A 21130-nucleotide genomic window follows, 5' to 3' on the forward strand; every position below is an offset into this window, starting at 1 on the left:
TGCCACCACCCAGGGAAGCATCCAGCCTGCCCGCGCCGATGAGCTGGCAAAAAACAGTGGTCAGAGGTAACTGTTTGTAACTTCGGGGCGCGCAATACCAGACGGCGCGCCCTCCCCTCAGGCCAGCTTGAAGCGTCGCACCAGCGTCTGCAGTTCGCCAGCCAGTTCGGACAGCTGTTCGCTGGCACCCACGGTTTCGCGGTTGCCGTCGCTGGTCTGCACCGAGAGATCGCGGATGCTGATGAGGTTGCGGTCGACCTCGCGGGAGACATGGGCCTGTTCTTCGGAGGCGGTGGCGATCTGCAGGTTGCGCTCGTCGATCAGGCGCACGGCCTGGAGGATGTCGCTCAGCGCCGCGCCGGCTTCCTGAGCCACCGCATAGGTGGCCTGGGCCTGGGTGGTGCTGAGCTGCATGGAATCCACGGCTTCGGCCGAGCCCTTCTGGATCGCCTGGATCATCTGCTCGATCTCGCGGGTGGAGGTCTGGGTGCGATGCGCCAGGGCGCGGACCTCGTCGGCGACCACGGCGAAACCGCGACCCTGTTCGCCCGCCCGCGCAGCCTCGATGGCCGCGTTGAGCGCCAGCAGATTGGTCTGCTCGGCGATGGAGCCGATCACGCTGAGCACCTGGCTGATGTCCTGGGCCTGGCCAGCCAAGCCTTCGACCTGCACCGAGGTGGACTGCACCTGCTGCGTGAGGCGCTGCATGGCGTCGAGGGCCTGGCCGACCTTGGCATTGCCGTTTTCCGCCGCCGCACTGGATTCCCGCGCAGCCTGGGAGGTGGAGGACGCATTGCGGGCCACCTCTTCCACCGCGGCGCTCATCTCGGTGACCGCGGTGGCGGCCTGGTCGATCTCGGCGTTCTGGCTCGCCAGGGCCCGACTGGCCTGGTCGGTGACGGCGTGCATGGTGCGCGCGGTGTCGCTCAGGCGGTTGGACGAACCGGAGATGCCATGCAGGGTGTCCTTGAGGTTGTCCTGCATCTGCGCCAGGGCGCGCATCAGGCCGGCGGCTTCGTCCCTGCCGCTGGGATCGATCTTGCCGGTCAGCTCGCCTTGGGCGATGGCATCGGCCACGGCCAGGGAAGCCCCGATCGGCTGGGCCAGACTGCGAGTCAGGCGCCAGGCCAGCAGCAGGGTCACCAGCACGGCCAGCAGCATGATACCGACGACAATGCTGACGCTGCGGTCATAGATGCCGGTGGCTGCTGCACCTGCCTGACGGGCGCCTTCGCTGTTGAACTCGCGCAGCCGGGTCAGTTGTTCCTGATAGCCTTCGGCTCGCTGGCGCTGCTCGCCATTGGCCAGTTTGAGGGCCTCGGCGCGATCGCTGGCGGCCAGGGTCACGACCCGATCCAGTCCGTCCAGATAGCCTTTCATCTGCAGCGCGGCCTGGTCGAAGTTGCTGCGTTCCTCGGCGGTGGAAATCAGGTGGTCACGATAATAGGCCGTCCGGGCGTTCATCAGATCGCGATTCACATGGATCTGCCGGGTGGCGAGGGCCATGGCGGCACTGTCCTCGCTGGCCAGCAGCCGGATGCTTTCGAGGCGGGTGTGCAGCAGCGCGACCTGGATGTCATCGGTGGTCTGGACGCTCGCCAGCCATTCGGCCTCCATCGCCTGCTCGGTGGCGCGCAGGGCCTTGAGCTGGACCAGGGCGAAGGCGCCGAGCAGCATCACGAACAGGGTGACTGTGCCAAAGCACAGGATGGCGCGGGGGGCGATGCGTAGCTGACGAAGGTTCAAGACGGGCTCCTTGGATCGGCGGAAGGCGATCCTCTAACGCCCGTATCGACTGACTAATTTCTTTCTTTAGCGCGTCAGCGATTGGCGCGACAAGAAAGCTGTGGAGGTTGTCCAGCGGCTGTATGGCGCGTCGCAACGGCCTAGCCGCGTGACGCCCCCAGTCGCTCGACCATCTTGACCAGCTCCGCCAGGGAGCCGGCCTGCAGCTTGCGCATGAGGGCCGCGCGACGCACCTTGACGGTGATCTCGCTGACCCCCAGCTGAGCGGCGATCTGCTTGTTGAGCAGGCCGGTCACCACCCGCGCCAGTACCGCGCGTTCGCCGTCGTTGAGGGTGTCGAGGCGGGCCTGCAGCTCCTGCAAGTGCCGGCGCTGGGCATGGGCGTCCTGTGCCTTGCGCAGCGCCTGGCCGATGGCATCGAGCAGGTCCTGGTCACGAAACGGCTTGGTGAGGAATTCCAGGGCGCCCTGCTTCATCGCCCGGACCGACATGGGGATGTCGCCATGGCCGGTGATGAAGATGATCGGCAGCGCGAGTCCCCTGCGCTGCAATTCCTGCTGCAGGTCCAGGCCGTTCATGCCGGGCATGCGCACATCTAGCACCAGGCAGCCCGGCTCCTCCAGTCGGGCACGGTCGAGAAAGTCGGCGGCCGAGACATAGCTGTGGGTGCTGAGCCCCACGGACGCCAGGAGATCCTCCAAGGCGGCGCGGACCGAGGCGTCGTCGTCCACCAAGTGGACCCGCGCGGGCTGGATCTGATCGGTCGTGCTTGCTGAGGTCATGGTTGTGGATCCTTGGGCAGGCTGCAATAGACCCCGGTGCCGCCTTCCGGCAGCGAGGTGGCCCAGATCCGGCCGCCATGGGCCTCGACGATGGAGCGACTGAGCGCCAGCCCCAGACCCATGCCCTGCGCCTTGGTGGTGTAGAAGGCCTCGAACATCTGCTCACGCGCGCCGGGCGTCAAGCCGCGACCGCTGTCCTCTACGCCCAGGCGGATGGCGCCAGCGGTGTCCTGCCCCACCTGGATGACCAGCCGGCGCTGCTCGGGAGCGACTCCTTCGAGGGCATCCAGGGCATTGAGCAGCAGATTGAGGATGACCTGCTGCAACTGGCTCTCGTCGGCCAGCAGCGGCGGCAGGCCCTCCTGCAGGCGGACCTCCACGGCGACCTGACGCTGTGCCAGTTCGGCGCGGACGAAATCCAGCACCTTCTCCACGGTAGCGGCGAGGTTGAGCCAATCCTTGGCCACCTGCGCCTGGCGCACCAGGCTGCGCACCCGGGCGATCACCGCGCTGGCGCGATGGGCGTCGTCGATGACCCGTTGCGCGGCCTGCACGGCGCGCTCCACCTGGGGCGGCTGATTGCTCAACCAGCGCTGGCAGGCATTGCCACTGGCGGCGATGGCGGTGAGCGGCTGATTCACCTCATGGGCGATGGAAGCGGCCAGTTCACCCAGCTGGCTCAGGCGTCCGGCCTGGACCAGCCGGGCGCGGGCCGCATCGGCGGCGCGCTTGGCCGCCTCCAGGCGCAGCGACAGCGCCGCGACCGCGACGATGGCCAGGAGGCTGATGATGCAGTTGACCAGCCCGGCCTCGCGGTCGCCGGTACGGGTGGCCAGGTAGCTGCAGAGCACCAGCCCCGCGCAACCCAGCGCCGTGACCGTGACCCCGCGGGTGGACAGGAAACCCGCGGCCAGGAGCACCACGACCACCTGGAAGACACCAATGGCGATCTCCCGATCGGTCAGGGTATCCAGCAAGGCAATGCCCAGCGCCAGGGCGCAGAGGCCCCCGAGCCGCAGCCAGTGGGTGGTGGTGGCGAAGGGTCGTCGATCCATGGCCAGTCTCTCGTTCGAAGGCGTGCGCACATCTTGGAACGGCTAATAAAACGGAGTGCCCGTCTGGCTGACGCGCAGTCGTTTTGTTAGTCGCTCTTAGCCCGGATTTTCCAGGCTGAACATATCGGCCGCCTGATCATAGGCGAAGAGTTCACCATAGCGCCCCCACTGGATGACGCTGCCGAGGGTGCGCGCGGCGTCGGCTTCGTCCATGAAGTCCTCCAGCTCGTCACGGAAACGCCGCGCCGGCGCCGTGTGACCCTGGCGATCGTCCAGTACCCGGCGGATATGGGCCACCAGGGGCACGAAGTTGAGCAACTGGCGGGCGAACAGCTGCTTGCGCACGTCCACCCCCGCCTCGACATAGGCGCGGCCGGCCGGCAGCAGGCGCAGATCGCCACCTTCGAGGACCGCCAGGCGCAGCAGCTGCAGCACCTCGGCCAGGGGAAAGAGCTCGTCCAGTGCATAGCCCAGGCCGCCGGCCAGTTCCGGCAGGTCGGCGCGACCGTCGTAGGGCGCGGCCTGGACCGCTTCCAGCAGACCGGCCAGGGCGTTGGTGGACACGGTCGGCAGCCGCATGCCCAGGCCGTTGCCGGGAACGCCCCCTTCGTGGGGCGCCGGCGTGGTCTCGCCGGTCATGCGCACATAGATTTCCTCCACCAGTTCGCGGAAAGCCGGATCATGGCGATTGCGCGGCTGCGGCAAGTCGATACGGATCTCGCTGGCGACGCGGCCGGGATTGCTGGAGAAGATCAGCACCCGATCGCAGAGCAGCACCGCCTCGGCGATGTTGTGGGTGACCATGAGGATCGAGCGGATCGGCATGCGCCCTTCGACCCAGAGGTCGAGCAGGTCGGTGCGCAGGGTCTCGGCGGTGAGCACGTCCAGCGCCGAGAAGGGTTCGTCCATCAGCAGCACGTCCGGGTGCACCACCAGGGCACGGGCCAGGCCGACGCGCTGGCGCATGCCGCCGGAGAGCTCCTTGGGATAGGCACTCTCGAAGCCGTCCAGGCCGATCAGGTCGATGGCGGCCAGGGCGCGGCGACGGCGCTCGTCCAGCGGCACGTGCAGGGCTTCCAGGCCGATCTCGACGTTCTGCAGCACAGTGAGCCAGGGAAACAGCGCGAAGCTCTGGAATACCATGCTGACCCGGGCGCGCTGGCCGTCGTCCTTGGGCGGGAAAGCGACGCTGCCGCCACTGGGGGTGAGCAGCCCGGCGATGGATCTGAGCAGGGTCGACTTGCCCGAGCCGGAGCGACCCAGCAGGCCGACGATCTCGTTTTCGTGCAGGGTCAGGGACACTTCGTCCAGCACGACCCGGGCCGGGCCACCGGCGTTGCCGTACAGCTGGCGGACGTTCTGCACGTCGATGAGGGGACGCGGGTTCAAGGTAGGCAGGTTCATGGCAGGTCTCCTCTCAATCGAGCCGCAGGCGCCGCTCGGCGTAGGCATACAGGGGCCGCCAGAGCAGCCGGTTGAATCCGAGTACGAAGATCGACATCACCACAATGCCCAGGGCGACCCGCGGGAAGTCGCCGGCGGTGGTCATCTGCGCGATGTAGGCGCCCAGGCCATGGGCCTGCAGGCGTTCGTTGCCCCAACTCACTACCTCGGCGACGATGCTGGCGTTCCAGGAGCCGCCCGCGGCGGTCAGGGCGCCGGTGACGTAGTAGGGAAAGATCGCCGGCAGGGCCAGCTGCCGCCACCACTGCCAGCGCTTGAGACCGAACAGCCGGGCCGCTTCGCGCAGGTCGTTGGGCAGCACGCTGGCGCCGGCGATGACGTTGAACAGGATGTACCACTGGGTGCCCAGCACCATCAGCGGCGACAGCCAGATGTCCGGATTGAGGTGGAAGCTGACGATGCCCACCACCGCCACCGGGAACAGCACGTTGGCCGGAAAGGCGGCGAGGAACTGGGCCACCGCCTGCAAGCGCTGCGACCAGCCCGGGCGCAGGCCGATCCAGACACCGATGGGCACCCAGATCAGGCTGGCGACGGCGATCAGCAGCAGCACCCGGGCCATGGTCAGCAGCCCCAGGCCGAGCACCGAGACCGCTTCCACCCAGTAGACGTCGGCGGCGATGAAGCGATACAGCGCATAGACGCCATAGGGCAGCACCAGCAGCAGCGCGCCGTACCAGAGCACGTCCAGCCCGCGTTGCAGCCAGGCGCGGCCCTGCGGCGCCAGGTGCCAGTGTGGCCAGGCGCGGCGGATCCGCGGGGTGGCGAGCTGGGTGCAGAAACTGCCGAAGCCACCCAGCATGCGGCCCAGGCGCGCGCGCCGGACCAGGTCGTAGACCCAGGAGCGCGGCACCTGCTGGCTGGCGGTCTGCTCGACGCGGAAGCGGTCGGCCCAGGCCACCACCGGGCGGAAGAACAGCTGGTCGTAGACCAGGATCACCAGCCCCATGGCCAGCACCGCCCAGCCGATGGCGGCGATGTCCTGCCGGGCGATGGCCAGGGCCAGCCAGGAGCCGATGCCGGGCAGGTTAATGGTGTTGTCACCCACGGTGATGGCTTCCGAGGCCACCACGAAGAACCAGCCGCCGGACATGGACATCATGGTGTTCCACACCAGGCCGGGGATGGCGAACGGCAGCTCGAGGCGGAAGAACCGCCGCCAGGGCGACAGCCCGAACTGGCGACTCACCTGCTGCAGATCCTCGGGCACGGTGCGCAGCGACTGGTAGAAGCCGAACGCCATGTTCCAGGCCTGGCTGGTGAAGATGGCGAAGATGGCCGCGCACTCGGCGCCCAGCTGGCGACCGGGAAAGAGCCCCAGGAAGAAACTGACGGTAAAGGTCAGGAAGCCGAGGATGGGCACCGACTGCAGGATGTCGATGGCCGGCAGGATCAGCAGCTCCGCCTTGCGACTCTTGGCCGCCAGGGTGGCGAAGACAAAGGTGAACAGCAGCGAGGCGCCCAGGGCGATGAACATGCGCAGGGTGGTGCGCAGGGCGTACTCGGGCAGTCGCGCCAGGTCCAGGGTCATGGGATCGGCGTCGAGCACGGCCAGGGGCGCGCGCATCTCGGCGACGCCGTGCCAAACCAGCGCCAGGGCGATCAGCCCGAGTGCCAGGCAGAGGGCATCGGCCCACAGGGAGGTGGGACGTTGCCGCAGCGGGCGCGGCGCCACGGCAGGGGTGTAGAGGCCAGGAAGGGTCTTCATGGCGTACCTCTTTGGATAGGGGCCTGGGGAGAGCGGCCGACCCTGCCGCGCAGGGTCCGGACACCGGGCTAATCTAGGCTCGCCACCCCGTCCAAGCCATTGAAACGAAGGACGTTTGGCTATACCAAGGTATATCCCGCCCCGCCCTCGCCTGCTGCCCTGCGCGCCGGAGCCCGTCTCCAGAGCAGAAGCTTCATCGCGCTGTCATCGTCCCGACATCTGCCGCCGGCATTGTCTGCCCCCAATGAGATCGATCTCAAACGAGGCCGGCATGACCGATCTGAAACAGGTAGCGCAACAGGCGGGGGTCTCCCGGGCCACGGCGGCGCGCGCCTTCGCCAACCCCGAGCAGGTGCGCGAGAGCACCCGGCAGCGGGTGCTGGACGCCGCGCGCAGTCTCAATTTCCGCCCCAATCTGCTGGGTCGCCAGCTGCGTCAGCAGAGCACCCGGCTGATCGGCGTGGTGGTGCCCAGCCTGCTCAACCCGGTGTTCGCCGAGCAGCTGCAGGCCATGGAACGCACCGCGCGCAGCCAGGGCTATTCCCTGGTGATTGCTACCACCGACTACCAGCCCGAGCGCGAAGCGGCGGTGGTGGAGGAGCTACTGCGCCAGCGCGTCGCCGGCCTGGTACTGACGGTGGCCGATGCCGACCGTAGCGAGGTGCTGGCCGAGCTGAGCCAGGAGCAGACGCCCTTCATCCTGGCCTATCACGAACCCCAGCGCCCCTATGCGGCGGTGGCGGTGGACAACCGCCAGGGCATGGCCATGGCCACCGAGCACCTGCTCGGCCTGGGGCACGGCCGCATCGCCCTGGTCTCGGGGCCGGCCCAGCAATCGGATCGCAGCGAGCGCCGCTTCGCCGGCTATTGCCAGGCGATGGCCGCCGCCGGCCTGCCGACACTGCCGCGCCTGGAGCTGGCCAGTCACACCGACGCCGACTGGGCGGAGCTGGCGCCGCTGCTGGAGTGTCACGCCCCGACCGCCCTGCTCTGCACCAACGACCTGCTGGCCATCAGCGTCATCGCCGAACTGCAGCGCCACGGGGTGCCCGTGCCTGATCAACTCTCGGTAGTGGGCTTCGATGGCATCGCCATGGGCGCCCGCCTCGAACCCAGCCTGTGCAGCGTCATGCAGCCCTTGCAGAGCCTGGGCGCCGTGCTCGTCACCGAATTGCTGGCGCTGATCGCCGGCAGTGCCACCCACCAACAGTGTCTGCCCTGCCTCGTCCGTCCCGGCACCAGTGCCGGTCCCTTGAAGGAGCCTTGCCGATGAAATCCCGTTTCCCCTTGCGTCGTCTCCTGGCCGGCGTCGCCCTGGCCTGCGGGCTGGCCAGTGCCCAGGCCGCCGAAACCGCCATCTGCTACAACTGCCCGCTGGAGTGGGCCGACTGGGGCGCCCAGCTCAAGGCCATCGCCGCCGATACCGGCATCCAGGTGCCCCAGGACAACAAGAACTCCGGCCAGTCCCTGGCCCAGCTGGTGGCCGAACGCGAAGCCCCGGTGGCCGACGTCGTCTACTACGGGGTGACCTTTGGCATCCAGGCCGACAAGGCCGGGGTGCTGCAGCCCTACCAGCCCAAGCACTGGGACCAGGTCCCGACCGGCCTCAAGGACCCCAAGGGTGAATGGACCGCCATCCATTCCGGCACCCTCGGCTTCATGGTCAACACCCAGGCCCTGGGCGGCAAGCCGGTGCCGCAGCGCTGGAGCGATCTACTCAAGCCCGAGTACCGCGGCCTGGTCGGCTACCTGGATCCCTCCAGCGCCTTCGTCGGCTACGTCACCGCCGTGGCGGTGAACCAGGCCCTGGGCGGCACGCTCGACGACTTCGGCCCGGCCATGGCCTTCTTCAAGAAATTAGCCGCCAACGATCCCATCGTGCCCAAGCAGACCGCCTATGCCCGCCTGCTCTCCGGCGAGATCCCGATTCTGGTGGACTACGACTTCAACGCCTATCGCGCCCGCTACAAGGACCAGGCGCCGGTGGCCTTCGTCATTCCCCAGGAAGGCAGCCTGACGGTGCCCTACACCATGAGCCTGGTGAAGGGCGCGCCGCACCGCGCCAACGGCGAGAAGGTGCTGGACTATGTGCTGTCGGACAAGGGCCAGGCGCTCTGGGCCCAGGCCTACCTGCGCCCAGTGCGGGACGTGCCGCTGCCGGACGAGGTCAAGGCGCGCTTCCTGCCCGCCGCCGACTATGCTCGTGCCGGCACCGTCGACTACGGTCACATGGCCGCGGTCCAGGAAGCCTTCGCCAAGCGTTACCAGGCCGAGGTGCGCTGAGATGCAGGGCCTCGCCGTTTCTCTCGGGCGCCGCCGGGTGCCGCGCCGGCTGCCCTGGCCGGTGCTCGTCGCCCTGGCACCGGCGAGCGCCTTTTTGCTGGCGTTCTGGCTGCTGCCGCTGGCGCAGCTGCTGGTGCTCGGCGCCCGCCCGGACGCCGCCGGCAGCTCCGGCTACTGGCAGGTGCTGACCAGCGCCGGCTATCTGTCCGGACTGGCCCAGACGGTGGCCCTCGCCGCCGTTACCACCCTGGCCACCCTGGTGGTGGCCGGCATCGCCGGTTGCTTTCTGGCGCGCCATGCTTTCCCTGGGCGTAGCCTGCTGGTGGCGCTGCTGACCTTTCCGCTGGCTTTTCCCGGCGTGGTGGTGGGCTTTTTGATCATCCTGCTGGGTGGCCGCCAGGGCCTGTTCGCCGGCCTCGGCCGCAGTCTCTTCGGTGAGCCCTGGGTGTTCGCCTATTCGCTGTTCGGGCTGTTTCTCGGCTATCTCTATTTCTCCATTCCGCGGGTGATCCTCACGGTGATGGCGGCGTGCGAGACCCTCGACACCAGTCTGGAAGAAGCCGCCCGCTCCCTGGGTGCCGGGCTCTTCGCCGTGGTGCGTGATGTGCTGATCCCCGGATTGACCCCGGCGCTGCTGTCCAGCGGCGCGCTGTGCTTCGCCACCGCCATGGGCGCCTTTGGCACCGCCTTCACCCTCGGCACGCGCCTGGCGGTAACGCCCATCGCCATCTACGACACCTTCACCAACTTCGCCAACTTCGGCGTCGCCGCGGCGCTCTCGGTGGTGCTCGGCCTCGTCACCTGGCTGGTCCTGCTGCTGGCCCGGCGCCTCGGCGGTGTCCAGGGAGACCTGCGATGAATCGCCCCCTGCGTTTCTGGCTGCAACTGCTGTTCACCCTGCTGGTGGCGGCCTTCCTGCTGGTGCCGGTGCTGCTCTCGGTGCTGGCCGGCCTCACTCGCAACTACTTCCAGGGCCTCGCCAGCGGCCTGACCCTCGACTGGGTGATCCAGGTCTGGCAGGCCTATGCCCCCACCGTCTGGCTGTCGCTGCAACTGGCGCTGGGCACGGCGGCCCTCGCGGTCGTGCTCGGTGTCCCCGCGGCCTATGCCCTGGTCCGGCTGGACAACCGCTTCGCCCGCGCCTTCGAGGAATTGTTGGTGCTGCCGGTGGCCATGCCCGGCTTCGCCTCGGCCCTGGCGCTGCTGCTGACCTACGGGCACCTTGGCGGCTTTCGCCGCAGCCCGGCGATCATCCTGGTGGGCCATCTGCTATTCACCCTGCCCTTCCTGATCCGCCCGGTGATGGCGGTGCTCAGGCGCAGCCAGCTGCCGCAGCTGGAGGAAGCCGCAGCCAGCCTGGGCGCCGGTCCCTGGCGGCGCTTCTTCGGTGTGGTGGTGCCCAATGCCCGCGCCGGCATCCTGGCCGGCAGCCTCATGGTGATCACCCTCTCGCTGGGGGAATTCAACCTCACCTGGATGCTGCACACGCCCCTGACCAAGACCCTGCCGGTGGGTCTGGCCGACAGCTACGCCTCGGCGCGGCTGGAAGTGGGCTCCGCCTACACCCTGATCTTCCTCTTGCTGATCGTGCCCCTGCTGGTCGCCCTCCAGGCCCTCAGCGCCCGTCTCTCCCGTGGAGCCCTGCGATGACCCAAGGTACCGCCGTTCGCCTGCGCCACTGCGCCAAGACCTTTGCCGGAGGCCGCCAGGTGCTGCAGCCCCTGGACCTCGACATCCACCCGGGCGAGACCCTGGTGTTCCTTGGTCCGTCCGGCTGTGGCAAGACCACCACCCTGCGCCTGATCGCCGGCCTGGAGCAGCCCGATGCCGGCGGCCAGGTGCTGTTCGACGACCGTGACGTCACCGGCCTGCCCATCGAGCGGCGCGACGTCGGCATGGTGTTCCAGAACTACGCCCTGTTCCCCAACCTGGACGTGGCCGGCAACATCGCCTACGGCCTGAAGATCCGCGGCCTGCCGCGCGCCGAGCGCGATGCCCGGGTCGCCGAATTGCTGGCCATGATGCAGCTGGAGGCCCTGGCCGACCGGCGCATCCAGCAGCTGTCCGGCGGCCAGCGCCAGCGCGTGGCCCTGGCCCGGGCCCTGGCGCCACGACCACGGGTGCTCCTGTTCGACGAACCCCTGGCCGCGCTGGACGCCCAGCTGCGCGAGCAGTTGCGGGCCGACATCGGCGCCCTGCTGCGCGAACTCGGCACCACCGCGGTCTATGTCACCCACGACCAGCAGGAAGCCCTGGCCCTGGGCGATCGCATCGTGGTGATGGGCGAAGGCCGCATCGCCCAGATCGGCACCCCGACGCAGATCTACCAGCGCCCGGCCAGTCGCTTCGTCGCTGGTTTCGTCGGCCAGCTCAACCGCTTCGAGGTGCGCGGCCACAGCGGCGCCGAGGTGGCGGTCGCCGGCGGACGGCTGCCTTGGACCGGCGCTGCCAGCACCCTGTTCTGTCGCCCGGAACACCTGGAGCCGAGCACGACGCCCGCGCACCTCACCGGCATCTTGGTTGGCCAGTTCTTCCAGGGCGCCCATTCGCGATTGCTGGTGGAGGTGGGCACCGGCCAGCCGCTGCTGGTGGACACCGCCCAGCACGTCCAGGCCCAGCCCGGCGACCTGCTGCACCTGAACGTGCGCCCCGACGCCCTCTTCACCCTGGCTTGCTGACTGGAGACCCTCATGCACGCGCCCTTCCTGCTGGCCCAGCTCAGCGACCTGCACATCAAGGCCGGCGGCCGGCTGTCCTACGGGGTGGTCGATACCCTCGGCGCCCTGCGCCTGGCGGTGGACCGCCTCAATGCCCTGCAACCGCGCCCGGACGCCCTGGTCATCACCGGCGACCTGGTGGACTTCGGCACCCCCGAGGAATACGCCACCCTGCGCGAGGTGCTGGCCGACCTTGCCATGCCCTTCTTCGTCATCCCCGGCAATCACGACGACCGCGCCGCCCTGCGCGCCGCCTTCGCCGACCACCCCTATCTGCCGGCCCAGGGCACCCTGGACTGGCGGCAGGACTGCGGACCGCTGCGGCTGATCGGGCTGGATACCCATATCCCCGGCGAGCACGGAGGGCGTCTCGACGCCGCGCAACTGGCCTGGCTCGACGCCCAGCTCAGCCAGGCATTCGACCAGCCGACCCTGGTGCTCCTGCACCATCCGCCGTTCCCGGTCGGCATCGGCCATATGGATCGCATCGGCCTGGACGGCGGCGCCGAACTGGAAGCCGTGATCCGCCGCCATCCCCAGGTGGAGCGGCTGCTTTGCGGTCATCTGCACCGGCTGATCCAGCGCCGCTTCGGCGGCACCCTGGCCTGCGTCTGTCCCGGCGTGTCGCACCAGGTCGAGCTGGACCTGCGCGAGGCGGCGCCGTCGCGCTTCCGCCTGGAGCCGCCGGGGCTGCTGCTGCATCGCTGGGCGGACGCGGCCCTGGTGACCCACCATCTGCCGCTGGGCAACTATCCCGGGCCCTACCCCTTCTTCACCGCCGACGGCCAGTTGCTGGACTGACACCGCCCCGTTTCGGGTCCTGAGGTAGCAGAGCGGCCACTGCTGCGACCCAGGGTGGTGCAAAAGGTAACGCCAACGCCTGACGGCGCTGACCTGCGGCCCAGCGCTGGCAAGCACTAGGCTCACTGGCATGAGCCTTGCCTTGGCAGATTGGATACAAAAATCCAGGAAGCCAGTTCATGCCGCTCTCCGCCCTGTCCCGCTCCACTGCCCTGAGCGCCGAAGAAGAGGCCTATCGCCATCTGCTGCAGGCCATCTGCGCCGGTCACTATCGCAATGGCGAGCGGCTGATCGCCGAGGACATCGCCACCACCCTGGGCATGAGCCGCATGCCGGTGCGCAGCGCCTTCCAGCGCCTCGCCGCCGAAGGCCTGGTGATCCTCCGGCCGCATCGCGGCGCGGTGGTCAGCGGTCTGGATCTGGAGGACATGCGCGAGGTGTTCGAGATGCGCAGCGCCCTCGAAGGCCTGGCCATCCGTCTGGCCACGCCCCATGTCGGCCCTCGCGAGATGACGCGCCTGGAACGCCTGCTGGAAGACCTGGACGACGAGCAGGAGCCCGGCGCCTGGGTCGCCCAGCACCGCGCCTTCCACGAATACCTGTGCAGCCTGGCCGGTCGGCCGCGGCTGCTGCGCCAGATCAATGGCCTCTATGCCCTGATCGAGCCGCACATGCAGCTCTGGCTGCACGTCGATCGCCCCCAGTCGGCCCGCGACGAGCACGCGCCCATCCTCGCCGCCCTGCGCGCCGGCGATGCCGCCGAAGCCGAGCGGGTGTTGCGCGAGCACATCGAGGGCACGGTGCCCGACCTGCTGACCTTCATCGAACGATCGGGCGACCAGACCCGACCTGAGCCCCCGCGTTGAGCCATCCGCCCTGCCCACCCCCGTCCTTCCGGAGAAGACCATGACCCGCCACCGGCTTTCCTGCAGTCTGCTCGCCCTGACCCTCGTCGCCGGCTTCACCCAGGCCGCTCCGCAGATCCCCGAGCGCCTGGCCAAGGCGTCCAAGATCACCTATTGCGGCGCTCTCGATACCCCGCCGATCGGCTTCTTCGACGAAGCCCAGAAGCCCAAGGGCCTCACCGTCGACCTCGGCGCCGAGATCGCCAAGCGGCTCGGCGACAAGAAGGTCGACTGGCGCGTGGTGCCCTTCTCCGGCCTGATCCCGGCGCTGCTGGCCGGCCAGTGCGATCTGCTCATCGACCAGCTGTTCGACAAGCCCGAGCGGCGCCAGGTGATCGACATCGTCAACTACATGTACTCCAGCCAGGCGGTGGTGGTGCCGGCGGGCAACAAGGCCGGCATCCACACCCTGGACGACCTCGCCGGCAAGAAGGTGGCGGTGCTCAATGGCTCCACCATCCGCACCCTGCTCGACGCCCACAACGAAGAGCTGAAGAAGGCCGGCAAGGCGCCCATGAAGCTGGTGGCCTACAACAGCGACACCGACGCCTTCCAGGCCCTGCGCCTGGGCCAGACCGACGCCTACGGCACCACCGTGGAAACCGCCGCCTACTACCAGGGCGTGGCGCCCGGGCAGTTCGAGACCGGCGTGCCGGCCTTCGCCCGCATCCTCACCGGGATCGGCGTGCGCAAGGACGACAGCCAGCTCAGCAGCGCCCTCACCCAGATCCTCGCCGACATGAAGGCCGATGGTAGCTACGCCACCCTCATGGCCAAGTGGCACCTGGAAGGCGACAAGCTCGATTAAGGGAAGGCCACGATGAACTTCAGCTGGGATGTGTTCTGGCAGTACCTGCTGCACCCGAGCGACGTCTACCTCTACGGCCTCTGGCTGACCTGCGTCATCGCCATCGGCGCCATGCTGCTGGGCTGCGCGCTCGGCCTGTTGGCGGCGCTGGCGCGACTGTCGCGCTACCGGGCGCTGCAATACCCGGTGCGCGGCTATGTGTGGCTGATGCGCGGCACGCCGCTGCTGGTGCAGATCGTCTTCCTCTACACGGCCCTGGCGGCCGGCGGCATCTTTCGCTTCGAGGACCTGGACCTGGGCTTCCTGGTGATCCCGGGCAACATCCAGGCGGCCATCATCGCCCTGGGCCTCAACGAAGGCGCCTACATGGCCGAGATCATCCGCGCTGGCATCGGTGCGGTGGATCGCGGCCAGTACGAGGCGGCGCGCTCCCTGGGCATGACGCCGGCCAAGCTGATGCGCCGCATCGTGCTGCCCCAGGCGCTGCGGGTGATCATTCCGCCGCTCGGCAACGAGTTCAACGTGATGCTCAAGAACACCACCCTGGTCAGCGTCATCGGGGTGCAGGAGCTGCTGCTCAGCACCCAGATGATCACCTCGGCGACCTTCCGCGTCTTCGAGCTGTACCTGGTGGTGGCCATCTACTTCCTGGTCCTGACCACCCTCTGGGGCTTCTTCCAGGCCTGGCTGGAGCGGCGCTTCGGCAAGGCCGATGGTCAGCGACCCACCGCCACCGGCCGGCTGTTCAGCCTGCAGGGCTTCAAGCTACGGGGACGCTAGCCATGACGACCACGCAAGAATCCGTGATCCAGGCGCTGGAGGTGCACAAGGCCTTCGGCGAGCTGGAGATCCTCAAGGGCGTGACCCTGGAGGTGCGCCGTGGCGAGGTGGTGGTGCTGATCGGCGCCTCCGGCTCGGGCAAGACCACCTTCATCCGCTGCCTCAACCACCTGGAGGACATCCAGGGCGGCACCATCCGCGTCAACGGCGAGCTGATGGGCTTTCGCGAGCGCCCCGATGGCTCGAGAGTCAGGGACTCCGAGCGCAATATCGCCCGCCGCCGCCGCGACATCGGCATGGTGTTCCAGAGGTTCAACCTCTTCCCGCACATGACGGTGCTGGAAAACATCATCGAGGCGCCGATCCAGGTGCTGGGCGTGGCGCGCGCCGCCGCCGTGGAACAGGCGCGCGCCCTGCTCGCCCGGGTGCGGCTGTCCGACAAGGCCGAGCACTATCCGGCGCAACTCTCCGGCGGCCAGCAGCAGCGTGTCGCCATCGCCCGCGCCCTGGCCATGAAACCCCAGGCCATGCTGTTCGACGAACCCACCAGCGCCCTCGACCCGGAAACCGTGGGCGAGGTGCTGCAGGTGATGAAGGAGCTGGCCGAAGACGGCATGACCATGGTGGTGGTGACCCACGAGATGGGTTTCGCCCGCGAGGTGGCCGACCGCGTGGTGGTGTTGCACCAGGGCGAGCTGATCGAAGAAGGCCCGCCGGCCCAGGTGTTCGGCAATCCCACCCATCCACGCACCCGCGAATTCCTCAGCCGCGTGCTCTAGACCGGAGACCTCCATGGCCGTTCGTCCCCTGCTGGCCGCCCTCGCCCTCTGCCTGACGCCCCTGGCTCAGGCCGCCGAGTCCGAGGTGCGCTTCTACAACTGGTCGGACTACATAGGTCCAAACACCCTCAAGCAGTTCACCGAGGCCAGCGGCGTCCAGGTGCGCTACGACGTCTTCGACACCAACGAGATGCTCGAAGCCAAGCTGCTGTCCGGCCACTCCGGCTATGACCTGGTGGTGCCGTCCAACCAGTTCCTCACCAAGCAGATCAAGGCGGGCGCCTACCAGCCACTGGATCGCAGCCGACTGTCCAACTGGCAGCATTTGGATCCACGGCTCATGCAGCGCCTGGAAGCGGCCGATCCCGGCAATCGCTACGCCGTGCCCTACCTCTGGGGCACCGTGGGCATCGGCTACAACGCCGCCAAGGTCCGCGCCGCCCTTGGCGATGGCGCCCCGGTGGATTCCTGGGACCTGCTGTTCAAGCCGGAGAACCTGGCCAGGCTCAAGGACTGCGGCGTGGCCCTGCTCGATGCGCCGCAAAAGGTCTTCGCCCAGACCCTGCACTACCTGGGCCTGGACCCCAACAGCCAGAACCCCGAGGACTACCGCAAGGCCTCCGCGCTGCTGCAGCAGCTCAAGCCGTCGGTGACCTATTTCAGCTCCAGCAAGTACATCACCGACCTGGCCAACGGCGACGTCTGCGTGGCCATGGGCTATTCGGGTGATGTCCTGCAGGCCCAGAGCCGCGCCAGGGAAGCCGGCAAGACCAGCGACGTGCGCTACGTGATCCCCAGGGAAGGTGCCAATCTCTGGTTCGACATGCTGGCCATCCCCAAGGACGCCAAGAACCCCAAGGGCGCCCTGGCGCTGATCGACTACCTGCTGCGCCCCGAGGTGATCGCCCCGGTCAGCGACTATGTCGGCTACGCCAATCCCAACCGCGACGCCACCGCTCTGCTCGATGCCAAGGTGCGGGACAACCCGGGCATCTACCCGAGCGCAGCCATCGCCGAGCGCCTCTACGTCTCCGCCGATCTGCCGCCGCAGATCCAGCGGCTGATAACCCGCGAGTGGACCCGCATCAAGACCGGACAATGACCCCGAAGAGCCTGCCATGCTGAATTTCTCTGCCCACGACTACCCCTACGCCTCGCAACGCCAGAGCGTCTTCGCGCGCAATGGCATGGTCGCCACCTCCCAGCCGCTGGCCGCCGAAGCCGGCATCACCATGCTGCGCCAGGGTGGCAACGCCATCGATGCGGCCATCGCCACCGCCGCGGCCCTGACCGTGGTGGAACCTACCGGCAACGCCATTGGCGGCGATGCCTTCGCCCTGGTCTGGGTCAAGGACCAGCTGCACGGCCTGGACGCCAGCGGCCATGCCCCGGCCAGCCTCGACATCGCCACGGTCAAGGCCGCCGGCCACGAGCGCATGCCGGTGCACGGCTGGCTGCCGGTCACGGTGCCGGGCTGCCCCGCGGCCTGGGCCGAGTTGTCGCGGCGCTTCGGCAAGCTGCCCTTCGCCACCCTGTTCGAACCCGCCATCGCCCTGGCCCGCGACGGCTTTCCGGTGTCGCCGGTGGTCGCCCACCAGTGGCGCATCGCCCAGGCCGAGTACCAGGCCAGCCGGGACCAGGCGCCCGAGCTTGCAGCCTGGTTCGACACCTTCCTCATCGACGGCCAGGCGCCGGTCGCCGGCCAGCTGTTTCGCAACCCCGCCCAGGCCCGCACGCTGGAGGAACTGGCACAGACTCGCTGCGAGAGCTTCTACCGCGGTGCCATAGCCAAGCGCTTGGCCGAGCATGCCGCGGCCAGCGGCGGCCAGCTGAGCGCAGCGGACCTGGCCGGCTACCAGCCGCGCTGGGTGGAGCCGATCAAGGTCGACTACCGCGGCTATCAGGTGTGGGAGATTCCGCCGAGTGGCCAGGGCCTGATCGCCCTCATGACCCTGAACATCCTCAAGGGCTACGACTTCGACCAGCGCGACAGCCAGCTCACCTGGCACCGCCAGCTGGAAGCCATGAAGAAGGCCTATGCCGACGGCCTGCACTACATCACCGATCCCGAGCACATGAGAGTCGCCGCCAGCGTCCTGCTGGACGACGCCTATGCCGACCGCCGCCGCGCCGAGATCACCGACCAGGCCCAGCCGCCGCTGCATGGCGATCCCCAGGCCAGCGGCACCGTCTACATCGCCACCGCCGATGGCGAGGGCAACATGGTGTCCTTCATCCAGAGCGCCTACCACGGCTTCGGCTCCGGCGTGGTGCTGCCCGACAGCGGCATCGGCCTGCAGAATCGCGGTTCGGAATTCAGCCTGGATGCCGGCCACTCCAACGCCCTGGCGCCGGGCAAGCAGACCTTCCACACCATCATCCCGGGCTTCCTGAGCAAGGGTGACGTGCCCATCGGCCCCTTTGGCGTCATGGGTGGCTACATGCAGCCCCAGGGCCACGTGCAGATGGTGATGAACCTGGTGGACTTCGGCCTGAATCCCCAGGCGGCGTTGGACGCGCCGCGCTGGCAATGGCTGGGGGACATGAAGGTCGGCATCGAACAGGCCGCTTCGCGAGCCCTGGCCAGCGGCCTGGCGCGGCGCGGTCACCAGATCGAGATCGCCCACGACTCCACCGATTTCGGCCGCGGCCAGATCATCGTCCGCGATCCGGAAACCGGCGTGCTCTGCGGCGGCACCGAGCCGCGCGCAGATTCCCATATCGCGGTCTGCTGACCGCCAGGAAAGCCCCGCCCGGGTCCGGGCGGGCTACCCGTTAGAGCGTAATCCCAGCCGCCCTGGCCCGCGCCGCGTGCAGCTTGCGATAGCTGTCGATCAGCCGCAGGTGCTTGTCGAGGCCTTCCAGCTTGAGGCTGGTGGGCGTCAGGCCATGAAAGCGTACCTCGCCCGAGACCGAGCCCAGGGTAGCGTCCAGGCGCTCGTTGCCGAACATCCGGCGGAAATTGACTTCGAAGTCGGCCAGTTCCAGTTCTTCGTCCAGCTCGACTTCCAGCACCGCATTGAGCGCCTGGTAGAACAGGCCGCGCTCCAGGGTGTTGTCGTTGAATTGCAGGAAGGTCTCGACCTCTTCCTTGGCCTCTTCGAAGTGCTGCAGCGCCAGGTGGATGAGCAGCTTGAGCTCCAGCACGGTCAACTGGCCCCAGACGGTGTTCTCGTCGAATTCCACGCCGATCAGGGTGGCGATGCGGGTGTAGTCGTCCACTTGGGTGTCATCCAGGCGTTCGAGCAGGGATTCCAAGGCCGCATCGTCCAGGCGGTGCAGGTTGAGGATGTCCTCGCGCACCGGCAGGGCCTTGTTGGTGTTGTCCCAAATCAGGTCCTCGACCGGATAGATCTCCGAATAGCCCGGCACCAAGATGCGACAGGCCGGCGCGCCCAATTCCTCGTACACCGCCATGTAGGCTTCCAGATCGCGCTCGGCGAGGATGCCGAACAGGGTGGCGGCCTCCTGGGCGGTGGAATCTTCGCCCTCGTGGGAGAAATCCCAGTCGACGAAGTCATGGTCGGCCTTGGCGCTGAAGAAGCGCCAGGAGACCAGGCCGCTGGAGTCGATGAAGTGCTCGACGAAGTTGTTCGGCTCCATCAGCGCCTGGCTCTCGAAGGTCGGCTGTGGCAGGTCGTTGAGACCCTCGAAGCTGCGCCCCTGCAACAGTTCGGTGAGGCTGCGCTCCAAGGCGATCTCCAGGCGTGGATGGGCGCCAAAGGAAGCGAACACCCCACCGGTGCGCGGGTTCATCAGGGTCACGCACATCACCGGGAATTCGCCGCCTAGGGAGGCATCCTTGACCAGCACCGGAAAGCCCTGGGCCTCCAGACCGCGGATGCCCTCGACGATGGCGGGATAGCGCGCCAGCACCGCCTCGGGCACGTCGGGCAACGCCAGTTCGCCTTCGAGGATCTCGCGCTTCACCGCCCGCTCGAAGATTTCCGACAGGCACTGCACCTGGGCTTCGGCCAGGGTGTTGCCCGCGCTCATGCCGTTGCTGAGGTAGAGGTTCTCGATCAGGTTCGAGGGGAAATACACCACCTCGCCATCGGACTGACGCACGAAGGGCAGCGCGCAGATGCCGCGTGCCACATTGCCGGAATTGGTGTCGTGCAGGTGCGAGGCGCGCAGTTCGCCTTCCGGGTCGTAGATCTTGCGGCAATGGCGATCGAGGATTTCCCGGGGCAGCGCATCCTTGGGGCCCGGCTGGAACCAGCGCTCGTCGGGGTGGTGGACGAAGGCCGCGTTGCCGATGTCTTCGCCCCAGTACTGGTCGTTGTAGAAGAAGTTGCAGTTGAGGCGCTCGATGAACTCACCCAGGGCCGAGGCCAGGGCCGCTTCCTTGGTCGCGCCCTTGCCGTTGGTGAAGCACAGCGCCGACTGCACATCGCGCAGGTGCAGCGACCAGACGTTGGGCACGATGTTGCGCCAGGAGGCGATCTCCACCTTCATGCCCAGGTTGGCCAGGATGCCGGAGAGCTTGGCGATGGTCTCTTCCAGCGGTCGGTCCTTCCCGGGAATGTAGGTCTCGCTGCCGGTATCGCTGGGCAACAGCAGGGCCTGGGCGTCGGCGTCCAGACTCTCCACCGCCTCGATGATGAAGTCGGGACCGGCCTGCACCGCCTTCTTCACCGTGCAGCGGTCGATGGATCTGAGGATGCCCTGGCGATCCTTGTCGGAGAGATCCGCGGGCAGCTCGACCTGAATCTTGAAGGTCTGCTTGTAGCGATTCTCCGGGTCGACGATGTTGCTCTGCGCCAGGCGGATGTTGTCGGTGGGGATGTCGCGGGTCTGGCAGTAGAGCTTGACGAAATAGGCCGCGCAGAGCGCCGAGGACGCCAGGAAATAGTCGAAGGGCCCCGGGGCGGAGCCGTCACCCTTGTAGCGGATGGGCTGATCGGCGATCACCGAGAAGTCGTCGAACTTGGCCTCGAGCCTCAGGTTGTCGAGAAAATTGACCTTGATTTCCATGCACAGCATTCCGGTTTGGAGACAGATTGGCCGCCATTATCCGGACAAAGGGCTGCGGGTGATACGCAGGCCGTCGTCTCGTGGACCACGGACCGCGCTAGTCCAGCCGAAAGATCCCGTCCGGATAGCGCGCGCAGAGGAAATCGACGAAGGCCCTGACCTTGGGGCTCTGGGCAGCAGCGCGGTCAACGTGCCGCACTTCGCGGTGAAATTCGGCGCGGAACGCATGCTCGTGGCCATGGGCTTCGGCGCCACCGTCCTGCGGCCCACCTACTTCATCGACAACGAAGCCAGGCTCAAGGACGTCATCCTGTAGCACGGGATC

General features: G+C 67.9%; 19 protein-coding genes and 1 pseudogene. 13 read left to right on the plus strand and 7 right to left on the minus strand.

The features are described from left to right. Positions 1–117 precede the first annotated feature (117 nt). The 6 genes and pseudogenes from C722_RS27090 to C722_RS0114795 form a co-directional block, all read right to left on the minus strand. Entirely contained in the window at positions 118–1002 is an 885-nt protein-coding gene (locus tag C722_RS27090) for a methyl-accepting chemotaxis protein (RefSeq protein WP_371099791.1), read from the minus strand. After that, positions 976–1746: pseudogene (locus tag C722_RS27095) on the minus strand (MCP four helix bundle domain-containing protein); the annotation flags it as partial. The gene C722_RS27090 and the pseudogene C722_RS27095, both read right to left, overlap by 27 nt. A gap of 140 nt (positions 1747–1886) precedes the next feature. Continuing rightward, a complete protein-coding gene (locus tag C722_RS0114780; protein ID WP_017641241.1) occupies positions 1887–2528 on the minus strand; it encodes a response regulator transcription factor in 642 nt (213 codons plus the stop codon). Beyond that, on the minus strand, positions 2525–3583 hold the full coding sequence (locus C722_RS0114785; protein ID WP_017641242.1) for a sensor histidine kinase: 1059 nt from the start codon (positions 3581–3583) through the stop codon (positions 2525–2527). Before C722_RS0114785 ends, C722_RS0114780 begins: the two co-directional genes overlap by 4 nt. A gap of 96 nt (positions 3584–3679) precedes the next feature. After that, positions 3680–4987 (minus strand): AAA-associated domain-containing protein, encoded by a 1308-nt coding sequence (locus C722_RS0114790; RefSeq protein ID WP_017641243.1) that lies wholly within the window; start codon positions 4985–4987, stop codon positions 3680–3682. Positions 4988–5000: 13 nt separating this feature from the next. Beyond that, complete coding sequence (locus tag C722_RS0114795) at positions 5001–6755, minus strand: ABC transporter permease subunit (protein WP_017641244.1); 1755 nt, start codon at positions 6753–6755, stop codon at positions 5001–5003. A gap of 271 nt (positions 6756–7026) precedes the next feature. Between C722_RS0114795 and C722_RS0114800 the strand changes: the two genes are divergently transcribed. The 12 genes from C722_RS0114800 to C722_RS0114855 all read left to right on the plus strand — a co-directional run bounded on the left by C722_RS0114800 (position 7027) and on the right by C722_RS0114855 (position 18563). Continuing rightward, complete coding sequence (locus tag C722_RS0114800) at positions 7027–8028, plus strand: LacI family DNA-binding transcriptional regulator (protein ID WP_017641245.1); 1002 nt, start codon at positions 7027–7029, stop codon at positions 8026–8028. Continuing rightward, positions 8025–9038, plus strand: coding sequence for an ABC transporter substrate-binding protein (locus tag C722_RS0114805; RefSeq protein WP_017641246.1), 1014 nt, complete (start codon positions 8025–8027; stop codon positions 9036–9038). The genes C722_RS0114800 and C722_RS0114805 overlap by 4 nt, the downstream gene beginning before the upstream one ends. A 1-nt stretch (position 9039) precedes the next feature. Continuing rightward, complete coding sequence (locus C722_RS0114810) at positions 9040–9897, plus strand: iron ABC transporter permease (protein ID WP_017641247.1); 858 nt, start codon at positions 9040–9042, stop codon at positions 9895–9897. Then, on the plus strand, positions 9894–10688 hold the full coding sequence (locus C722_RS0114815) for an ABC transporter permease (protein WP_017641248.1): 795 nt from the start codon (positions 9894–9896) through the stop codon (positions 10686–10688). Before C722_RS0114810 ends, C722_RS0114815 begins: the two co-directional genes overlap by 4 nt. Beyond that, on the plus strand, positions 10685–11716 hold the full coding sequence (locus C722_RS0114820; RefSeq protein ID WP_017641249.1) for an ABC transporter ATP-binding protein: 1032 nt from the start codon (positions 10685–10687) through the stop codon (positions 11714–11716). Before C722_RS0114815 ends, C722_RS0114820 begins: the two co-directional genes overlap by 4 nt. A 12-nt stretch (positions 11717–11728) precedes the next feature. Then, entirely contained in the window at positions 11729–12556 is an 828-nt protein-coding gene (locus C722_RS0114825; protein WP_017641250.1) for a phosphodiesterase, read from the plus strand. 179 nt (positions 12557–12735) lie between these two features. After that, on the plus strand, positions 12736–13422 hold the full coding sequence (locus tag C722_RS24975) for a GntR family transcriptional regulator (RefSeq protein WP_017641251.1): 687 nt from the start codon (positions 12736–12738) through the stop codon (positions 13420–13422). Positions 13423–13462: 40 nt separating this feature from the next. Beyond that, complete coding sequence (locus C722_RS0114835; RefSeq protein ID WP_017641252.1) at positions 13463–14269, plus strand: ABC transporter substrate-binding protein; 807 nt, start codon at positions 13463–13465, stop codon at positions 14267–14269. Positions 14270–14281: 12 nt separating this feature from the next. Next, positions 14282–15049, plus strand: a complete 768-nt coding sequence (locus C722_RS0114840) for an amino acid ABC transporter permease (protein WP_017641253.1) — start codon at positions 14282–14284, stop codon at positions 15047–15049. Positions 15050–15051: 2 nt separating this feature from the next. Continuing rightward, positions 15052–15828 carry an amino acid ABC transporter ATP-binding protein gene (locus C722_RS0114845; RefSeq protein WP_017641254.1) on the plus strand — a complete coding sequence of 259 codons (777 nt, stop codon included), beginning with the start codon at positions 15052–15054 and terminating at the stop codon, positions 15826–15828. A 13-nt stretch (positions 15829–15841) separates the two neighbouring features. Continuing rightward, positions 15842–16930, plus strand: coding sequence for a polyamine ABC transporter substrate-binding protein (locus tag C722_RS0114850; protein ID WP_017641255.1), 1089 nt, complete (start codon positions 15842–15844; stop codon positions 16928–16930). 16 nt (positions 16931–16946) lie between these two features. Then, positions 16947–18563, plus strand: coding sequence for a gamma-glutamyltransferase family protein (locus tag C722_RS0114855; protein ID WP_017641256.1), 1617 nt, complete (start codon positions 16947–16949; stop codon positions 18561–18563). A 40-nt stretch (positions 18564–18603) separates the two neighbouring features. Here the strand turns inward: C722_RS0114855 and C722_RS0114860 are convergent, their stop codons facing one another. After that, positions 18604–20805, minus strand: a complete 2202-nt coding sequence (locus C722_RS0114860; protein WP_017641257.1) for an OsmC domain/YcaO domain-containing protein — start codon at positions 20803–20805, stop codon at positions 18604–18606. A gap of 190 nt (positions 20806–20995) precedes the next feature. Here C722_RS0114860 and C722_RS26740 point away from each other — a divergent pair, with 190 nt between their 5' ends. Further along, positions 20996–21121, plus strand: a complete 126-nt coding sequence (locus tag C722_RS26740; protein ID WP_017641259.1) for a hypothetical protein — start codon at positions 20996–20998, stop codon at positions 21119–21121. Positions 21122–21130: the final 9 nt, after the last annotated feature.

The organism is Pseudomonas sp. 313 (assembly GCF_000316965.1).
In the GTDB taxonomy this organism is placed as follows: Bacteria; Pseudomonadota; Gammaproteobacteria; order Pseudomonadales; family Pseudomonadaceae; genus Chryseomonas; species Chryseomonas benzopyrenica.